Genomic DNA, 15,964 nt, shown 5'->3' with positions numbered 1-15,964 from the left:
CGTCTTGCCGGGCGGCTACACTTGACGCGATTTTTCAGTCCGTGTTTCGCCCACGGCGCCGGCCGGCGCGTTCCGGCCGCCGTCCGCATTCCGCGCCCCGCCACAGGAGAACATCTATGCTCAAAGGAAAAGTCGCAGTCGTCACCGGTTCCACCAGCGGGATCGGCCTGGGTATCGCCACCGCGCTGGCCGCGCAGGGCGCCGATATCGTCCTGAACGGCTTCGGCGACGCCGCCGAGATCGAAAAGGTGCGCGCCGGGCTGGCCGCCCAGCATGGTGTCAAGGTGCTGTACGACGGCGCCGACCTGTCCAAGGGCGACGCCGTGCGCGGCCTGATCGACAACGCGGTGCGCCAGATGGGCCGCATCGACATCCTGGTCAACAACGCCGGCATCCAGCACACCGCCCTGATCGAGGACTTTCCCACCGAAAAATGGGATGCGATCCTGGCGCTGAATCTGTCGGCCGTGTTCCATGGCACGGCCGCCGCGCTGCCGCACATGAAGAAGCAGGGCTTCGGCCGCATCATCAACATCGCCTCGGCGCACGGCCTGGTAGCCTCGGCCAACAAGTCGGCCTACGTCGCCGCCAAGCACGGCGTGGTCGGTTTCACCAAGGTAACCGCGCTGGAAACCGCCGGCCAGGGCGTCACCGCCAACGCCATCTGCCCGGGCTGGGTGCGTACCCCGCTGGTCGAAAAGCAGATCTCGGCATTGGCCGAAAAGAATGGCGTCGACCAGGAAACCGCCGCGCGCGAACTGCTCAGCGAAAAGCAGCCGTCGCTGCAATTCGTCACGCCCGAGCAACTGGGCGGCACGGCCGTTTTCCTGGCCTCCGATGCCGCCGCGCAAATCACCGGCACCACCGTCTCCGTCGATGGCGGCTGGACGGCGCGCTGATCAAAGGAACCTCCGCATGCTGTTTCTGCTTTCCCCCGCCAAGAAGCTGGACTACGACTCGCCGGTGCACATCGAGACGCACACCCAGCCGCTGTTCGTGGACCAGGCCGCCGGCCTGATCAAGGTCCTGAAGACCAAGACCGCGGACGACATTGCCGCACTGATGAGCCTGAGCCCGGCGCTGTCCGAGCTCAACGCGCAGCGCTACGCCGAATGGAAGCGCACCTTCACCCAGGCCAATTCGCGCCAGGCCGTGCTGGCCTTCAATGGCGACGTGTACGAGGGCCTGGACGCCGCGACCCTGTCGGCCAAGCAACTGGATTGGGCCCAGGATCATGTGGCCATCCTCAGCGGCCTGTATGGCGTGCTGCGGCCGCTGGACCTGATGCAGCCGTACCGCCTGGAAATGGGCACGCGCCTGCAGACGCCGAAGGGCAAGAACCTGTACGAATACTGGGGCAGCGCCATTGCCGACTATCTCAACGAACGCCAGGCCGGGCAGAAGGCGCCGGTCATCGTCAATCTGGCCTCGGAAGAGTATTTCAAGTCGGTCGACCTGAAGGCGCTCAAGGCGCGCGTGGTGCAGTGCGTGTTCCAGGACTGGAAAAACGGCGCCTGGAAGATCATCAGCTTCCACGCCAAGCGCGCGCGCGGCCTGATGGCGCGCTACGCCATCCTGCACAAGGTGTCCAAGCCGGAAGGCCTGCAAGGCTTCGACCTGGAAGGCTACCGGTACGACGCCTCGGTCTCCACCGACGACAAGCTCGTGTTCCGCCGCAAGCTTTGAACGAACCGCTGGCGGCCATGAGAAAGCCGGCCTCTCGCGAGGCCGGTTTTTTATTGCGGCAAGGGTTCAGGCCGGCGCCGCCACCGGCGGCGCATGCAGCGGATCCGCCAGCGCCTGCAGTTCCTGCCGGATCATGTGCGAGGCCTTGAGCATCTGCTTGACCGGATACACCAGCGCCGCCTGCTCGCCCGCGGTGTCGAACTGGGTCGGCAGGTCGGCGGGCGCCTGGGCGCGGTTCTGGTCCAGCAGTTCGACCATGCCGGCCAGCGCCTGTTGCACCGCCTGCGGCGTGGCTGGCAGCGCGGCCAGGATCGGAATGGCCGCGGTGATCTGCGAGGCCAGCACGTGGTTCTGGATCAGCAGGTTGTTCAGTTCCGGCACGCTGACCTGGTGCGACTTGGGCTCGCTCATCATGCGGTAGAACGCCTCGGCGAAATTGCTGAAGGCAATGTGCACGTTCTTGCGCGCCAGGCGCCAGGCCAGGTCGGCGTCGGTGACGGCGGGCGTGGCGTCGGCGGCCGCGCCCACCGGTGCGCCATGCGCCTGCATCGCTTCCACGTAGCGCATGCCGGCCATCAGGTACTCGCGGTTGGCGCGGGTGGCCGCCGCCGCCAGCGGCTTGAGGTAGCGCGCTTCCCACCACGGCAGGATGTAGCTGCATACCAGCGCCAGGGCGCAGCCGATCAAGGTGTCGATGGCGCGTTCGCCGATCACCGACATCGACACCGTGCCGGGCGAGACGAAATGGAACACCAGCACCACGAACAGCGTGTTGAAAATGGCGCTGGCCATGTAGTTCAGCTGCACCATGCTGTTGCCCATGATGCAGGCGCCCAGCAGCACCGCGAACAGGATGCCGGGCCGGTCGGTGACGTTGAACAGCAGCAGGGCGCAGATGCAGCCGATCAGCGTGCCCATCAGGCGCCAGCCATTGCGCTGTCGGGTCAGCGCAAAGCCCGGCTTCATGATGATGACGATGGTCAGCATGATCCAGTAGTTGTGCGCCGAGAACGCCGGCGACAGCCATTGGCTGGCCAGCGTCATGGCGATGGCCGCCGCCGCCGTCACGCGCAGCGCGTAACGAAAGTGCGGCGAGTCCAGCCGCAGGTTGCTGGTGAGCAGGCCGACGCGGAATTCCTGGCGCGAGATGAAGCGCGTCAGCGACTTATTGATGCGCAGCACGTCGGTGGGCTTGGCATCCGGCGAGGCGGCGGTATGGTCGGCCAGGCGGTCGACGATGCGGGCCGAATTGCGCAGCCGGCGCAGCACCTGCACGATCAGCGCCAGCATCTCGGGCTCGCGCTCGCCCAGGCCCTGCTGCTTGAGCTGCTCGATCTCGTATTCGATGGCGCGCAGTTCGGCCTTGGCGCTGCTGCGGTACTGCACCTTGCGGCCGCGCGACACATCCAGCGCGATGCGGTTCAATTCCAGGGACATCTTCACCAGCGCGTCGCGCATGAACATCAGGCAGTCGTTGCCGGCCAGCGCGCGCCGCAGCGCGGCGTAGTCGGTGTGGGTGGCCACCAGCGTGTCCAGCAACTGCAGCATGTCGACGAACATGTTCCAGATCATCACGCGCTGGCGGTCGCCCAGGCCCTTGCCGCGCGGCAGGGCGCGCAGCACCATGTCGCGTGCCGCCTGGTGCTTTTCGGTCATGATCGACTGGCGCTGGATCAGGGTGCGGTAGGCCTCGTCCAGGTCGGCCGTTTCGTCGTAGAAGGTGGCGCGCGCGGCCACGTAGTCGGCGGTGGCGAACAGCGCCACCGACATGGCCTGCTGTTCCTCGCGCAGCCAGAACAGCCGTGAAAATCCCAGACTGAACGCCACATAGAACAGCGCCCCGCCCAGCGTCGCGGCGGCATGTCCCAGCACTGCCTGCGGTTCCAGCGGCGAATGCATGGTCAGCGTCATCAGCAGCAGGCCGGCAAAGCCGATCAGGCCGCCGCGCTTGCCGAACACCGTGAACATGGAATAGACGAAACACTGCGCGATGACCACCAGCCAGATCAGCACGGGGTGGGTCGAGGCCAGGCCGGTGATGACGACGGTCAGCGTGCCCAGCGCGGCGCCGCCCAGCATCTCGTTGGTGCGGTGCCGCTGCGGCCCGCCGGGCTGGTCGATGATGGCCAGGCACTGCGCGCCGAAGGTGGCTACCAGGCCGGTGGTGTAGTGGCCGAACAGCCCCCCCAGCACCAGCACCGGCAGCAGCATGCCCACGCCCTGGCGCACGCCGCCGAAGAAGTAGTGGCTGTAGAGGAAGCGGCGAATGCTGGCAATGCGCAGATCCATGGGCGCGGGACTCGAATCCGGGTAACGCGACAAGTATAGAGAGGCTGACCGTGTTTTAGGGGCCGGATGGTTACCGAACTTTCCCGCAGGCGCCGGCGCGACTTCCGTGCAACGTCCGCGAAACCTCGATTTGCTACGTTTGCCGCAACGCGGTAAATTGCTCCACTTGCGCCGGTCTGCCTATCCGAAACCGGCGCGATGAGGCGGATGGCCAGGGTCACCTCCCAGCCCTCCTGCAGCAGATACTTTTGCCGTTGGCCGCGCCACAAGCGTGTGTTGCCAAGGCTTCCATTTCGACCTCCAGCGTCCCCCAGGGGCGTTCGCACTGCGTTCTGTCGAACGTATGCCGGGTCGGCAGGGTGTCCGGGTGGCGTGGCTCCGTGAGCCGCTAAGCGCCGGATCATGTTGCCGTGGCCGGTATGGGTTCCGTTGCCGCCGTATCCGGGCGCGCAGCAGTCAGGGTTGCAGGGCCGGTTTTGAAAGGAATGACAACATGGAAATGAATGGCGCCGATATCGTCGTGCGCTGCCTGGCCGATGAGGGCGTGGAACACGTTTTCGGCTACCCTGGCGGCGCGGTGCTCTACATCTACGACGCGATTTTCAAGCAGGACAAATTCCAGCATATCCTGGTTCGTCACGAGCAAGCCGCCGTGCACGCGGCCGATGCCTACTCGCGCTCGTCGCAGAAGGTCGGCGTCTGCATCGTGACCAGCGGTCCGGGCGTGACCAATGCCGTCACCGGCATCGCCACCGCCTACATGGATTCCATCCCCATGGTCATCATCAGCGGGCAGGTGCCCACTGCGGCCATTGGCGAGGACGCCTTCCAGGAATGCGACACCGTCGGCATCACCCGTCCCTGCGTCAAGCACAACTTCCTGGTGCGTGACGTCAAGGATCTGGCCGAAACCATGCGCCGCGCGTTCTACATCGCGCGCACCGGCCGTCCTGGCCCGGTGCTGGTGGATATCCCCAAGGACATCACCGTCGCGCAGTGCAAGTACACCCCGCCCAAGGGCGAGATCTCGATGCGTTCCTATGCGCCCGTCAACAAGGGCCACCAGGGGCAGATCAAGAAAGCCGTGCAGATGCTGCTGGCCGCCGAACGGCCCATGATCTACACCGGCGGCGGGGTCATCCTGTCGAACGCCGCGCCCGAGCTGAACAAGCTCGTGTCGCAACTGGGCGCGCCCTGCACCAGCACCCTGATGGGCCTGGGCGGCTTCCCCGCCAGCAGCGGCCAGTTCGTCGGCATGCCCGGCATGCACGGCACCTACGAGGCCAACATGGCGATGCAGCACTGTGACGTGCTGCTGGCCATCGGCGCCCGGTTCGATGACCGCGTGATCGGCAACCCCAAGCACTTCGCCCAGAACGCCCGCAAGATCATCCATATCGATATCGACCCGTCGTCGATCTCCAAGCGCGTGCGCGTGGACGTGCCGATCGTCGGCAACGTCAAGGATGTGCTGGCCGACCTGAGCGCGCAGTACGAGGCCGCCTCGGCCGAGCACAAGCCCGCTTCCATCGCCAAGTGGTGGGAGCAGGTCGAAGTCTGGCGCGGCAAGGAATGCCTCAAGTTCGCCAACTCGGACGAAGTCATCAAGCCGCAGTTCGTGGTGGAAAAGCTCTGGGAAGTGACCGGCGGCGACGCCTTCGTCACCTCCGACGTGGGCCAGCACCAGATGTGGGCCGCGCAGTACTACAAGTTCGACAAGCCGCGCCGCTGGATCAACTCCGGCGGCCTGGGCACCATGGGCGTGGGCCTGCCGTACGCCATGGGCGTGCAGATGGCCAATCCGGGCCAGGACGTCGCCGTGATCACCGGCGAGGCCTCGATCCAGATGAACATCCAGGAATTGTCGACCTGCCATCAGTACCGGCTGACGCCCAAGATCGTCTGCCTGAACAATCGCTTCCTGGGCATGGTGCGGCAGTGGCAGCAGATCGACTACGGCTCACGCTATTCCGAGTCGTACATGGATTCGCTGCCCGACTTCGTCAAGGTGGCCGAGGCCTATGGCCACGTGGGCCTGCGCATCGAGCGCCCGGCCGACGTCGAACCGGCGCTGCGCGAAGCGTTTGGCAAGCACAAGGAGCGCCTGGTCTTCCTGGACTTCATCACCGACCGCACCGAAAACGTGTGGCCGATGGTCAAGGCCGGCCGCGGGCTGACCGAAATGCTGCTCGGCTCTGAAGACCTGTAAGGAGGCCACCATGAAGCACGTGATTTCCGTCCTCCTCGAAAACGAGCCCGGCGCGCTGTCGCGCGTGGTCGGCCTGTTCTCGGCGCGGGGCTACAACATCGAGACCCTGACCGTGGCGCCGACCGAGGATGCCACGCTGTCGCGCATGACCATCGTCACGACGGGCTCGGACGAGGTCATCGAGCAGATCACCAAGCACCTGAACCGCCTGGTGGACGTGGTCAAGGTCGTGGACCTGACCGAAGGCGCGCACATCGAGCGCGAGCTGATGCTCGTGAAGGTGCGCGCGGTCGGCAAGGAGCGCGAGGAAATGAAGCGCATGGCGGACATCTTCCGCGGCCGCATCATCGACGTGACCGACAAGTCCTACACCATCGAACTGACCGGGGTGCAGGAAAAAGTACAGGCCTTCCTGGAGGCCCTGGACCGCAGTGCCATTCTGGAAACCGTGCGCACCGGCGTGTCCGGCATCGGCCGCGGTGAACGGATCCTGAAGATTTGACCGGCCTTCCAGGCCAAGCCGCACCCTACATACGAACCAACGAATAATCCAAGATATCTGGAGCACCCCATGAAAGTTTTCTACGACAAAGACTGCGACCTCTCCCTCATCAAAGGCAAGACCGTCGCCATCATCGGCTACGGCTCGCAAGGCCATGCCCACGCCCAGAACCTGAACGACTCGGGCGTGAAGGTCATCGTCGGCCTGCGCAAGGGCGGCGCCTCGTGGGACAAGGCCGCCAACGCCGGCCTGCAGGTCAAGGAAGTGGCGGAAGCCGTCAAGGCCGCGGACATCGTCATGATGCTGCTGCCCGACGAGAACATCGCCTCGGTCTACAACAAGGAAGTGCACGCCAACATCAAGGCCGGCGCCGCCCTGGCGTTCGCCCACGGCTTCAACGTCCACTACGGCCAGGTCGTGCCGCGTGAAGACATCGACGTCATCATGATCGCCCCGAAGGCCCCGGGCCACACGGTGCGCAACACCTACAAGCAGGGCGGCGGCGTGCCCCACCTGGTCGCGGTCTACCAGGACAAGTCGGGCGCCGCGCGTGACGTGGCCCTGTCGTACGCCAGCGCCAACGGCGGCGGCCGTGCCGGCATCATCGAAACCAACTTCCGTGAAGAAACCGAAACCGACCTGTTCGGCGAGCAGGCCGTGCTGTGCGGCGGCACCGTCGAACTGATCAAGGCGGGTTTCGACACGCTGGTGGAAGCCGGCTACGCGCCCGAAATGGCCTACTTCGAGTGCCTGCACGAACTGAAGCTTATCGTCGACCTGATCTACGAAGGCGGCATCGCCAACATGAACTACTCGATCTCGAACAACGCCGAATTCGGCGAGTACGAGACCGGCCCGAAGATCGTGACGGACGAGACCCGCAAGGCCATGCGCCAGTGCCTGACGGACATCCAGACCGGCGAATACGCCAAGAAGTTCATCCTGGAAAACGCCGCCGGCGCCCCGACGCTGACCTCGCGCCGCCGCATCAACGCGGAATCGCAGATCGAAGTGGTGGGCGGCAAGCTGCGCGCCATGATGCCCTGGATCGCCGCCAACAAGCTGGTGGACAAGTCCAAGAACTGATTCCGGTGTGCGCGCGGGGTTTGCGCCCCGCGCGCGCCGGCCGAAAGCGGCATGCCTGGCGAAGGCATGCCGTTTTTTTTGTGCCGGCGCGGGCATGGCCCTTGCTGCGGCCCGTTGCGGGGCCAGATGAGTTAACCTTTCAATGTCTGTCGTAAGTAATTGAGACCATGCCCAATTTTTCCATGCGCGATTCCGAGAACCGCCACCGAAGCATCTACCTGCTGCCCAATGCATTCACCACCGCGGCCCTGTTCGCGGGGTTCTATGCCGTGGTGCAGGCCATGAACAACCGCTTCGAGGTTGCCGCGATCGCCATCTTCGTGGCCATGGTGCTGGACGGCATGGACGGCCGGGTGGCGCGCCTGACCAATACCCAGTCGGCCTTTGGCGAACAATACGATTCGCTGTCGGACATGACGTCGTTCGGCGTGGCGCCGGCGCTGGTGATGTACGAATGGATCCTGAATGACCTGGGACGCTGGGGCTGGCTGGCGGCATTCGTCTACGTGGCCGGGGCCGCGCTGCGCCTGGCGCGCTTCAATACCAATATCGCGGTGGTGGACAAGCGCTTCTTCCAGGGCCTGCCGAGTCCGGCGGCGGCGGCGCTGGTGGCCGGCTTCGTCTGGCTGGCGGTCGATAACAAGCTGCCGATCCACGACAGCGTGATGGCCTGGGTCGCGTTCACGCTGACCATGTACGCCGGCATCACCATGGTGTCGAACGCGCCGTTCTTCAGCGGCAAGAGCTTTGCCCTGGGCCGCAGCGTGCCGTTCTGGGGCATCTTGCTGGTGGTGGCGGTGTTCGTGTTCGTGTCCAGCGATCCCCCGGTGGTGCTGTTCGGCCTGTTCGTGCTGTATGGCCTGTCGGGCTGGATCACCTGGGCCTGGCGCTGGAACCGCGCCCGGCGCTTGCAGCAGGAGCGCCGCGGCCAGTCGTCCTGACCGAACGTGTGGCGCCTCACGCAAAAAACCCGCCGCGAGCGGGTTTTTTGCTGGGCAGGCGGCGCAGGATCAGCGCCACATATCAGCGCCACATGAAGCGGTCATCGTCGTACATCGGGTCCGGGCCGGGGTGGAAGTGTGTCACCCCGTTGCCGTCGCGCCCCATGTAGACATACATCAGGGAATTCCAGACGCCGTTTTCCTTGTAGCGGTACGACCACACGACCTCGCGTTTCTCGCCCAGGCCGGCTTCCTCGATGCGGGCTGGCGGGCCGAACTCGCAGCGCACGCGGTCCGGGCCCCATTGGCCCTGTTCCAGCACTCTGAAGTGGGCATCGGTCAGCAATGGCATGACGCGGTCGACCCGACCGTCGGCGCCGACGTTGGCGCCCCAGGCGTACTGGCCCATGGGCTGCTGCGTCCAGATCACGCGGCGACCGCCGTTGGCCTGCGGGCATTCGAAATTGGGCCGGCCGAACTGGGTCTGGACCTCGGCCAGCGGGGTGCCCGGGGCGACCTGGGCAAGATTGGCACAGGCGGCCAGCCCGGCGAGGGCCGCGGCGGCCAGGGTGGTGCGGGCAATTCTGTAATAATTTGACATATCGTGGCTCCTGATGCCTTGCGGCGGGGCAGCGGTGCGATGCCTGGCGGCGGGCCGGCGCTGTCTCTGGGGTAATTCTAGCGAATCGGCTATAATCGCCGGGCTTTATCAAGTGTATTGATTTTGCAAGATGCTTTGCGCCGGCAACGGGGCTGGGCTGGATGGGAATCCAACAGGGCGCTGGCCCGGGATTTCCGGTGTTTCCAGGGTGGCCCCGAAGCAGCAGTGAGAACGCAATAATGCTTTTCGCCGGCAGCGATTTTTTTTCAAACCACGTCAGGGCGCCTCGGCCCTGTCGCATGTCCGAAGAGGTCATCCATGTCTGTAGCTGACATCAAGAAATCCGATATCGTTGCGCAATTCCAACGCGCTCAAGGCGATACCGGTTCCCCCGAAGTCCAGGTGGCTCTGCTCACCGCCCGTATCAACGAACTGACCGGTCACTTCAAAGAACACATGAAGGACCATCACTCGCGCCGCGGTCTGCTGCGTATGGTCAGCCGTCGCCGCAAGCTGCTCGACTATCTCAAGGGCCGCAATCCCGACTCGTACCGCGCACTGATCGAAAAACTCGGTCTGCGCAAGTGATCGACGGGGCTGGCTCCCCATGACGCAACCGTGGTCGGTGCGACGCATGTCGCGACGGCCACGGTTTTTCATTTGTAAGGAATAATCGTCATGTTCAACAAAGTGACAAAATCGTTCCAGTACGGCCAGCACACGGTCGTCCTGGAAACCGGCGAAATCGCTCGCCAGGCCTCCGGCGCCGTGGTGGTGTCGATCGAGGACACCGTCGTCCTGGCCACTGTCGTGGCCTCCAAGAAGGCCAAGCCGGGCCAGACGTTCTTCCCGCTGACCGTCGACTACATCGAAAAGACCTACGCCGCCGGCCGTATCCCCGGTGGTTTCTTCAAGCGCGAAGGCAAGCCGTCCGAAAAGGAAACGCTGACCTCGCGCCTGATCGACCGTCCCCTGCGTCCGCTGTTCCCCGAAGACTTCTACAACGAAGTCCAGGTGGTCATCCACACGCTGTCGGTCAATCCTGAAATCGATCCCGACATTCCCGCCATGATCGGCGCGTCCGCCGCGCTGGCCATCTCGGGCATCCCCTTCAATGGCCCGATCGGCGCCGCCCGCGTGGGCTACATCGACGGCCAATACGCCATCAACCCGACCGCTTCGCAGCTCAAGTCCTCGGCGCTGGACCTGGTGGTGGCCGGCACTGAAAACGCCGTGCTGATGGTGGAATCGGAAGCCGATCAGCTGTCCGAGGAAATCATGCTGGGCGGCGTGGTCTACGGCCACGAGCAGATGCAGGCCGTTATCAACGCCATCCACGAACTGGTCAAGGACGCCGGCAAGCCCGATTGGGACTGGCAGCCGCCCGCCAAGGACGAGGCCCTGATCGCCGCCGTCACCGCGGCCGCCCAGGAAGGCCTGAACGCCGCCTACCAGATCCGTGAAAAGCAGGCCCGCACCACCAAGCTGCGCGAAGTCTACGCCGACGTCTCGGCCAAGCTGAACGCCGCCGCCGCCGATAAGGGCGAGCCGGCGCCGGACGCCGTCACGGTCGACAACATCCTGTTCTCGCTGGAATCGGCCATTGTCCGCGGCCAGATCCTGAACGGCGAACCGCGCATCGACGGCCGCGACACCCGCACCGTGCGTCCCATCAGCGTGCGCCTGGGCGTGTTGCCCCGCGCGCACGGCAGCGCCCTGTTCACCCGTGGTGAAACCCAGGCGCTGGTCGTGGCCACGCTGGGCACCAAGCAGGACGAGCAGATCATCGACGCGCTCATGGGCGAATACCGCGACCGCTTCATGCTGCACTACAACATGCCTCCGTTCGCCACCGGCGAAACCGGTCGCATCGGCGTGCCCAAGCGTCGTGAAATCGGCCACGGCCGCCTGGCCAAGCGCGCGCTGATCCCGCTGCTGCCGGCTCCGGAAGACTTCCAGTACACCATCCGTATCGTGTCGGAAATCACCGAGTCCAACGGCTCGTCGTCGATGGCTTCGGTCTGCGGCGGCTCGCTGGCCATGATGGACGCCGGCGTGCCGGTCAAGGATCACGTGGCCGGCGTGGCCATGGGCCTGATCCTGGACGGCGGCAAGTTCGCCGTGCTGACCGACATCCTGGGTGATGAAGATCACCTGGGCGATATGGACTTCAAGGTCGCGGGCACCGAAAACGGCGTCACCGCACTGCAGATGGACATCAAGATCCAGGGCATCACCAAGGAAATCATGCAAGTGGCGCTGGCGCAGGCCCGCGAAGGCCGCCTGCACATCCTGGGCAAGATGAAGGAAGCGCTGGACGGTTCGCGCGGCGAGCTGTCGGCTTTCGCCCCGCGCATGCTGACCATCAAGATCAACCCCGAGAAGATCCGCGACGTGATCGGCAAGGGCGGCGCCACCATCCGCGCGCTGACCGAAGAGACCGGCACGCAGATCGACATCTCCGACGACGGCACGATCGTGATCGCCAGCGTCGACGAAGCGCAGGCCAAGGAAGCCCAGCGCCGTATCGTCGAGCTGACCGCCGACGTCGAAGTGGGCCAGATCTACGACGGCTCGGTGCTGCGCCTGCTGGACTTCGGCGCCATCGTGCAAGTGCTGCCGGGCCGTGACGGCCTGCTGCACATCTCGGAAATCGCCAATTACCGCATCGCCAACATCAACGATGTGCTGAAGGTCGGCCAGCAGGTCCGCGTCAAGGTCATCGAGGCCGACGACAAGGGCCGCCTGCGCCTGTCGATCAAGGCTATCGGCGGCATCGAGCAGCAGCAACCTGCTGCCGAAGCCGCTCCGCAAGCGGAACCGCAAGCCGAATAAGGCCGGCCTTTCCGCGTGAGCAAAGCGGCGCCGTCAGGCGCCGTTTTTTTTACGCCCGGCTGCGGCCTTGATTCATCTTCTTTCGTCTTCGAATACCGGGTATCTCCCATCTTCGCGCGCCTTACGGTAAAGTCTTGCGCGTGATACCAACGCCAGCACGGCGCGAGCCGGCAAGGGCGCCACGAAAAGGGGGATTCGGATGGGTCGAGCATGACGCGAGGGCGAGGATACGCCACGCTGGCGGCCGTGCTGCTGGGATCGCTGTTGGCCGGATGCATGTCCGCGCCAGGGCCGGGCCAGGGGTCGCCCAAGGGCGAAAGCATGTCGGCTGACCAGTTCGTCCAGACCGATTTCAACCGTACCGTCACCCTTGAGGTGCGCGACAACCTGGCCAGCCTCTACAGCCTGCTGGACAAGCTCTATCGGCGCAATCCCCGCGAATGGCGCAAGACCGGCGTGGCCGACCATGCCACCGCGGTGGCTCGGGTCAAGCATGCGATCGAGGTGCGCGTCCCGCCGGCCGATCTGGCCGGCCTGCATGACATCCAGATCCTGGCCGTCTCGCTCGATCCCAATTACAGCGGCGACCGCGTCGGCGCCTTCATCTACGGGCTGGCCGACACCATTATCGCCGCGCACAACGGCAAGACGCGCCTGTATGCCACCGACGCGCTCGACGGGCAGCGGGTCTACAATGCGGCACGGAATGTCGAGGCGGCGGCCTGGCTGCTGGCGTCGCGCCGCAACAGCCTGGGCGAGCCGCTGTTGCTGGCCAACGAGATTTCACCGCAGGCCACCAACCTCAGCTTCGAGCGCGAGTTCGGCGCCATCATCGGCCGGCTCGATCTGATCGCCAACCTGCTTGGCGAGAACTCGCGGCGCATCGGCATCAATTACGCGCAAGGGCTTTTGCTGTTCAATTTCCTGCCGGTGCGCTAACAGGATTTTTTCATCGTGATCGATATCGCTTCCATCCAGACCGCCCGCGAGAACCTGCGCGGCCAGGTGCTCAAGACGCCGTTTACCCTGTCGCGCACGCTGTCCGACATCTTCGGCGCCGAGATCTGGCTGAAGTTCGAGAACCTGCAGTTCACCGCCAGTTTCAAGGAGCGCGGCGCGCTCAATCGCATGCTGACGCTGTCGGACGAGGAACGCCGCGCCGGTGTGATCGCTGTGTCGGCCGGCAACCACGCGCAGGGCGTGGCCTACCACGCGCAGCGCATGGGCGTGCCGGCGGTGATCGTGATGCCGCGCTTCACGCCGACCGTGAAGATCGCCAACACGCGCCGCTTCGGCGCCGAGGTGGTGCTGGCCGGCGATACCTTCGATGACGCCAAGGCGCATGGTTACGAATTGGCCAGGCAGCGCGGGCTGATCATGATCCATCCCTATGATGACGAAGCCGTGATTTCCGGGCAGGGCACGGTGGCGCTGGAGATGCTGGAAGACCAGCCGCAACTGGACACGCTGGTGATCGCCATCGGCGGCGGCGGCCTGATCGCGGGCATCGCCACCGCGGCCAAGGCGCTCAAGCCGGGTATCGAGATCATCGGCGTGCAGACCGAACGCTTTCCCGCCATGTACGCCGCGGTCAAGGGCGTATCGATGGAACAGGGCCAGTACACCATCGCCGAAGGTATCGCGGTCAAGTCGCCCGGCGCGCTGACGCAGCCGATCGTCAGCCAGTTGGTCGACCAGATCGAACTGGTCAGCGAGGCCGACATCGAGCATGCCATCGTGGTGTTGCTGGAAATCGAGAAGACCGTGGTCGAAGGCGCGGGCGCTGCCGGCCTGGCGGCTTTGTTGCGGGCCCAGGAAGCGGGCAGCGAACAGTTCAAGGGCAAGCGCATCGGCCTGGTGCTGACCGGCGGCAACATCGACCCCCTGATGCTCGGCGAGCTGATCGAGCGCGGCATGGTGCGCGCCGGGCGCCTGGCGCGCATCCGCGTCGACCTGCGCGACCTGCCGGGCGCGCTGGCGCACGCCACCAAGCTGATCGCCGACGCCCAGGCCAACATCACCGAGGTGCATCACCAGCGCGCGTTCACCTCACTGCCGGTGCGCAACGTGGAAGTAGACTTCGTGCTGCAGACGCGCGGCCCGGAGCACATCCAGGAAGTGATCGATATCCTGAATGCGGCCGGTTTCGCGGCTAGCAACCACGACCATTGAGTCACGCGCGGCCCAGTTCCGGGTCGCGTCCCACCTGGTTCTTGAGCCGGTACAGCCGCTCGCGATGCAAGGTCGCGCCCAGGGGCTCGGGGTCGCGCCCCAGTGCGACGTAGTCCGCCGGAATCTGCGCGATGGCCGCGCGCATGCGCTCGGCGCCGTCCTGCCACCACTGCGCCAGCATGCGGTCCGGGTTGTACACGTCCAGCCCTTGCCGGCGCAGCTCCGAGCGATTGAAATCCTTCAGGTTCCAGGTCAGCACCTGCACCACGGGTGTTTGTGGCAGGCCGCAGCGCGCGCGGCGCGCCAGGCCGGCGGCGATGACATGGAAGTCCTTGGGGTCGCTGTAGCGCAGCGTGGCTTCGTAGACCTGCGTGTCGCGCTCGCTGGCCTGCGGGAAGCGGGCGTTCATCTCGGCCCAGAATTCGGCCATGACCTCGGGCGGAATGTCCCAGATGCGGCAGGCATTGCGGCGCCACTCCTCGCCGATGCGTTCGGTCCAGACCGGCTGAAACACGCCGGCCTCGGCCAGGCGCAGTAGCAGGCGGCGCAGGATGCCGGACATGAGGACGCAGGCGTCCAGGACGATGAAGGGCGGAGTGGCGTTAGGAATGGTCAAGGCAGGCGAAGCGTTCGGAGCGGCCGGGATGCGGCCGCGACCGTGCAGTGTAAGCGCTTGCGCTGGGTGGCCGGTCTTCAAGGCTGAATCGCGATTTCCAGCGCGCGTTCCAGCGACGCCCGGATCATCTCGCCGTGGCCGAACTGAGGGAAGGCTTCATAGCTGGCGTCGGCGCCCGCCGACTGCAGGCCCTGGGCCATCTCGCGCACGGCGGCGCGCGGATCTTCGCTCGTGGCGGGCACAGCGCCGCCGGGCGTGGGACGGCTGGGATCGCGCGGCTTGGTGCCGACCAGGATGGCCACCCGCTTGCCGGCGGCCTTGCGGGCGTCGAACCGCCGCCATTCCTGGATCAGCGCGCCGTCGTGCCACCAGGCCGAGGGGTCGCCGACGATATAGCGGGAGAAGGCCTGCGGCTGCGTGAAGAGCACGTGCAGCGCGAAGAGCCCGCCGTATGAATGGCCCCACAGGTATTCACGTTCCGGGTCGATGGCGGCGCGTTCGCGCACCAGCGGTTTGACCTGGGCGCGGATGAACGCCAGGAAAATGTCGGCGCCGCCGCCGACGCGGCCGCGCACCACGGGGCCGGGCACCGGCTTGCCGTTCTCGAATACTGGCGGGGTGTAGTCATAGGCCCGCGACACGACGTCGTTGCGCGTGTCGACGTCGTAGCCCAGCGCGACCAGCACCGGCGCGTGGCCCTGGCCCAGCTTGTCCAGGTCGTCCGGCGTCAGCGTGGCCAGGGCGGCGTTGCCGTCCAGCATGTAGAGCGCCGGGCTGCCCCCGCTAGCGGGGGCCTTTCTGGGGATGGCGATCTGGATACGGTAGTGGCGCTTGCCGTCGTCCGATGCCAGATTGTGTGTTTCGTAGCGGTAGACCGCCGAGGGACGATCGGCCACGGTTTCCCCCAGTGGCTGCATGCCCGGACGCAGCGGCGCGTCCGGCGCGGCCGCCGGCGCTTGCGCGGCTGTGGCCAGGATGCACGCCAGCACGGCGGCGGAAATCGGATGCGGGATCTTGTTTTTCATGA

14 protein-coding genes are annotated in these 15,964 nt (G+C 65.5%); 10 read left to right on the top strand and 4 right to left on the bottom strand.

The annotated features are described in order from the left end of the window. Positions 1-116 precede the first annotated feature (116 nt). On the top strand, positions 117-899 hold the full coding sequence (locus tag K2W61_RS02565) for a 3-hydroxybutyrate dehydrogenase (RefSeq protein WP_236755019.1): 783 nt from the start codon (positions 117-119) through the stop codon (positions 897-899). Positions 900-915: 16 nt separating this feature from the next. After that, on the top strand, positions 916-1,686 hold the full coding sequence (gene yaaA, locus K2W61_RS02560) for a peroxide stress protein YaaA (protein WP_236755018.1): 771 nt from the start codon (positions 916-918) through the stop codon (positions 1,684-1,686). Between the two features lie 66 nt (positions 1,687-1,752). On the opposite strand, the gene K2W61_RS02555 is transcribed toward yaaA, so the two are convergent. Then, positions 1,753-3,975 (bottom strand): FUSC family protein, encoded by a 2,223-nt coding sequence (locus tag K2W61_RS02555; RefSeq protein ID WP_236755017.1) that lies wholly within the window; start codon positions 3,973-3,975, stop codon positions 1,753-1,755. Positions 3,976-4,414: 439 nt separating this feature from the next. Here K2W61_RS02555 and K2W61_RS02550 point away from each other — a divergent pair, with 439 nt between their 5' ends. The 4 genes from K2W61_RS02550 to pssA all read left to right on the top strand — a co-directional run bounded on the left by K2W61_RS02550 (position 4,415) and on the right by pssA (position 8,713). Continuing rightward, the gene (locus tag K2W61_RS02550) at positions 4,415-6,184 is read left to right on the top strand and encodes an acetolactate synthase 3 catalytic subunit (protein ID WP_276512718.1); all 1,770 of its coding nucleotides are present in this window, start codon (positions 4,415-4,417) and stop codon (positions 6,182-6,184) included. A 10-nt stretch (positions 6,185-6,194) separates the two neighbouring features. Beyond that, positions 6,195-6,686, top strand: coding sequence for an acetolactate synthase small subunit (gene ilvN / locus K2W61_RS02545; protein WP_006217868.1), 492 nt, complete (start codon positions 6,195-6,197; stop codon positions 6,684-6,686). Positions 6,687-6,755: 69 nt separating this feature from the next. After that, positions 6,756-7,772 carry a ketol-acid reductoisomerase gene (gene ilvC, locus K2W61_RS02540; RefSeq protein ID WP_006389118.1) on the top strand — a complete coding sequence of 339 codons (1,017 nt, stop codon included), beginning with the start codon at positions 6,756-6,758 and terminating at the stop codon, positions 7,770-7,772. Between the two features lie 167 nt (positions 7,773-7,939). Further along, complete coding sequence (pssA, locus tag K2W61_RS02535; RefSeq protein WP_175131338.1) at positions 7,940-8,713, top strand: CDP-diacylglycerol--serine O-phosphatidyltransferase; 774 nt, start codon at positions 7,940-7,942, stop codon at positions 8,711-8,713. An 82-nt stretch (positions 8,714-8,795) separates the two neighbouring features. On the opposite strand, the gene K2W61_RS02530 is transcribed toward pssA, so the two are convergent. Beyond that, on the bottom strand, positions 8,796-9,314 hold the full coding sequence (locus tag K2W61_RS02530; protein ID WP_236755016.1) for a hypothetical protein: 519 nt from the start codon (positions 9,312-9,314) through the stop codon (positions 8,796-8,798). Positions 9,315-9,632: 318 nt separating this feature from the next. Here K2W61_RS02530 and rpsO point away from each other — a divergent pair, with 318 nt between their 5' ends. From rpsO to K2W61_RS02510, 4 genes are all read left to right on the top strand, one after another. Further along, the gene (rpsO, locus tag K2W61_RS02525) at positions 9,633-9,902 is read left to right on the top strand and encodes a 30S ribosomal protein S15 (protein WP_006223612.1); all 270 of its coding nucleotides are present in this window, start codon (positions 9,633-9,635) and stop codon (positions 9,900-9,902) included. A 90-nt stretch (positions 9,903-9,992) separates the two neighbouring features. Beyond that, the gene (pnp, locus tag K2W61_RS02520) at positions 9,993-12,149 is read left to right on the top strand and encodes a polyribonucleotide nucleotidyltransferase (protein WP_175131340.1); all 2,157 of its coding nucleotides are present in this window, start codon (positions 9,993-9,995) and stop codon (positions 12,147-12,149) included. 210 nt (positions 12,150-12,359) lie between these two features. Beyond that, on the top strand, positions 12,360-13,088 hold the full coding sequence (locus tag K2W61_RS02515; RefSeq protein WP_175131341.1) for a hypothetical protein: 729 nt from the start codon (positions 12,360-12,362) through the stop codon (positions 13,086-13,088). Between the two features lie 15 nt (positions 13,089-13,103). Next, a complete protein-coding gene (locus tag K2W61_RS02510; RefSeq protein ID WP_175131342.1) occupies positions 13,104-14,321 on the top strand; it encodes a threonine ammonia-lyase in 1,218 nt (405 codons plus the stop codon). A gap of 1 nt (position 14,322) precedes the next feature. Here the strand turns inward: K2W61_RS02510 and K2W61_RS02505 are convergent, their stop codons facing one another. Then, positions 14,323-14,883, bottom strand: a complete 561-nt coding sequence (locus tag K2W61_RS02505) for a PIN domain-containing protein (protein WP_236756939.1) — start codon at positions 14,881-14,883, stop codon at positions 14,323-14,325. 131 nt (positions 14,884-15,014) lie between these two features. Continuing rightward, positions 15,015-15,962, bottom strand: coding sequence for an alpha/beta hydrolase (locus tag K2W61_RS02500; RefSeq protein ID WP_236755015.1), 948 nt, complete (start codon positions 15,960-15,962; stop codon positions 15,015-15,017). Between the last annotated feature and the right edge of the window lie 2 nt (positions 15,963-15,964).

The sequence above is a fragment of the Achromobacter pulmonis genome, assembly GCF_021733725.1.
GTDB classification, from domain to species: domain Bacteria; phylum Pseudomonadota; class Gammaproteobacteria; order Burkholderiales; family Burkholderiaceae_B; genus Achromobacter; species Achromobacter pulmonis.
This window is presented reverse-complemented; position numbering and strand designations above follow the sequence as displayed.

Coding starts and splice junctions, on each gene's coding strand:
- K2W61_RS02505 (WP_236756939.1), bottom strand. CDS start 14,883: ATGTCCGGCATCCTGCGCCGCCTGCTACTGCGCCTGGCCGAGGCCGGC.
- K2W61_RS02515 (WP_175131341.1), top strand. CDS start 12,360: ATGACGCGAGGGCGAGGATACGCCACGCTGGCGGCCGTGCTGCTGGGA.
- yaaA (WP_236755018.1), top strand. CDS start 916: ATGCTGTTTCTGCTTTCCCCCGCCAAGAAGCTGGACTACGACTCGCCG.
- K2W61_RS02555 (WP_236755017.1), bottom strand. CDS start 3,975: ATGGATCTGCGCATTGCCAGCATTCGCCGCTTCCTCTACAGCCACTAC.
- pssA (WP_175131338.1), top strand. CDS start 7,940: ATGCCCAATTTTTCCATGCGCGATTCCGAGAACCGCCACCGAAGCATC.
- K2W61_RS02500 (WP_236755015.1), bottom strand. CDS start 15,962: ATGAAAAACAAGATCCCGCATCCGATTTCCGCCGCCGTGCTGGCGTGC.
- ilvC (WP_006389118.1), top strand. CDS start 6,756: ATGAAAGTTTTCTACGACAAAGACTGCGACCTCTCCCTCATCAAAGGC.
- K2W61_RS02565 (WP_236755019.1), top strand. CDS start 117: ATGCTCAAAGGAAAAGTCGCAGTCGTCACCGGTTCCACCAGCGGGATC.
- rpsO (WP_006223612.1), top strand. CDS start 9,633: ATGTCTGTAGCTGACATCAAGAAATCCGATATCGTTGCGCAATTCCAA.
- pnp (WP_175131340.1), top strand. CDS start 9,993: ATGTTCAACAAAGTGACAAAATCGTTCCAGTACGGCCAGCACACGGTC.
- K2W61_RS02530 (WP_236755016.1), bottom strand. CDS start 9,314: ATGTCAAATTATTACAGAATTGCCCGCACCACCCTGGCCGCCGCGGCC.
- ilvN (WP_006217868.1), top strand. CDS start 6,195: ATGAAGCACGTGATTTCCGTCCTCCTCGAAAACGAGCCCGGCGCGCTG.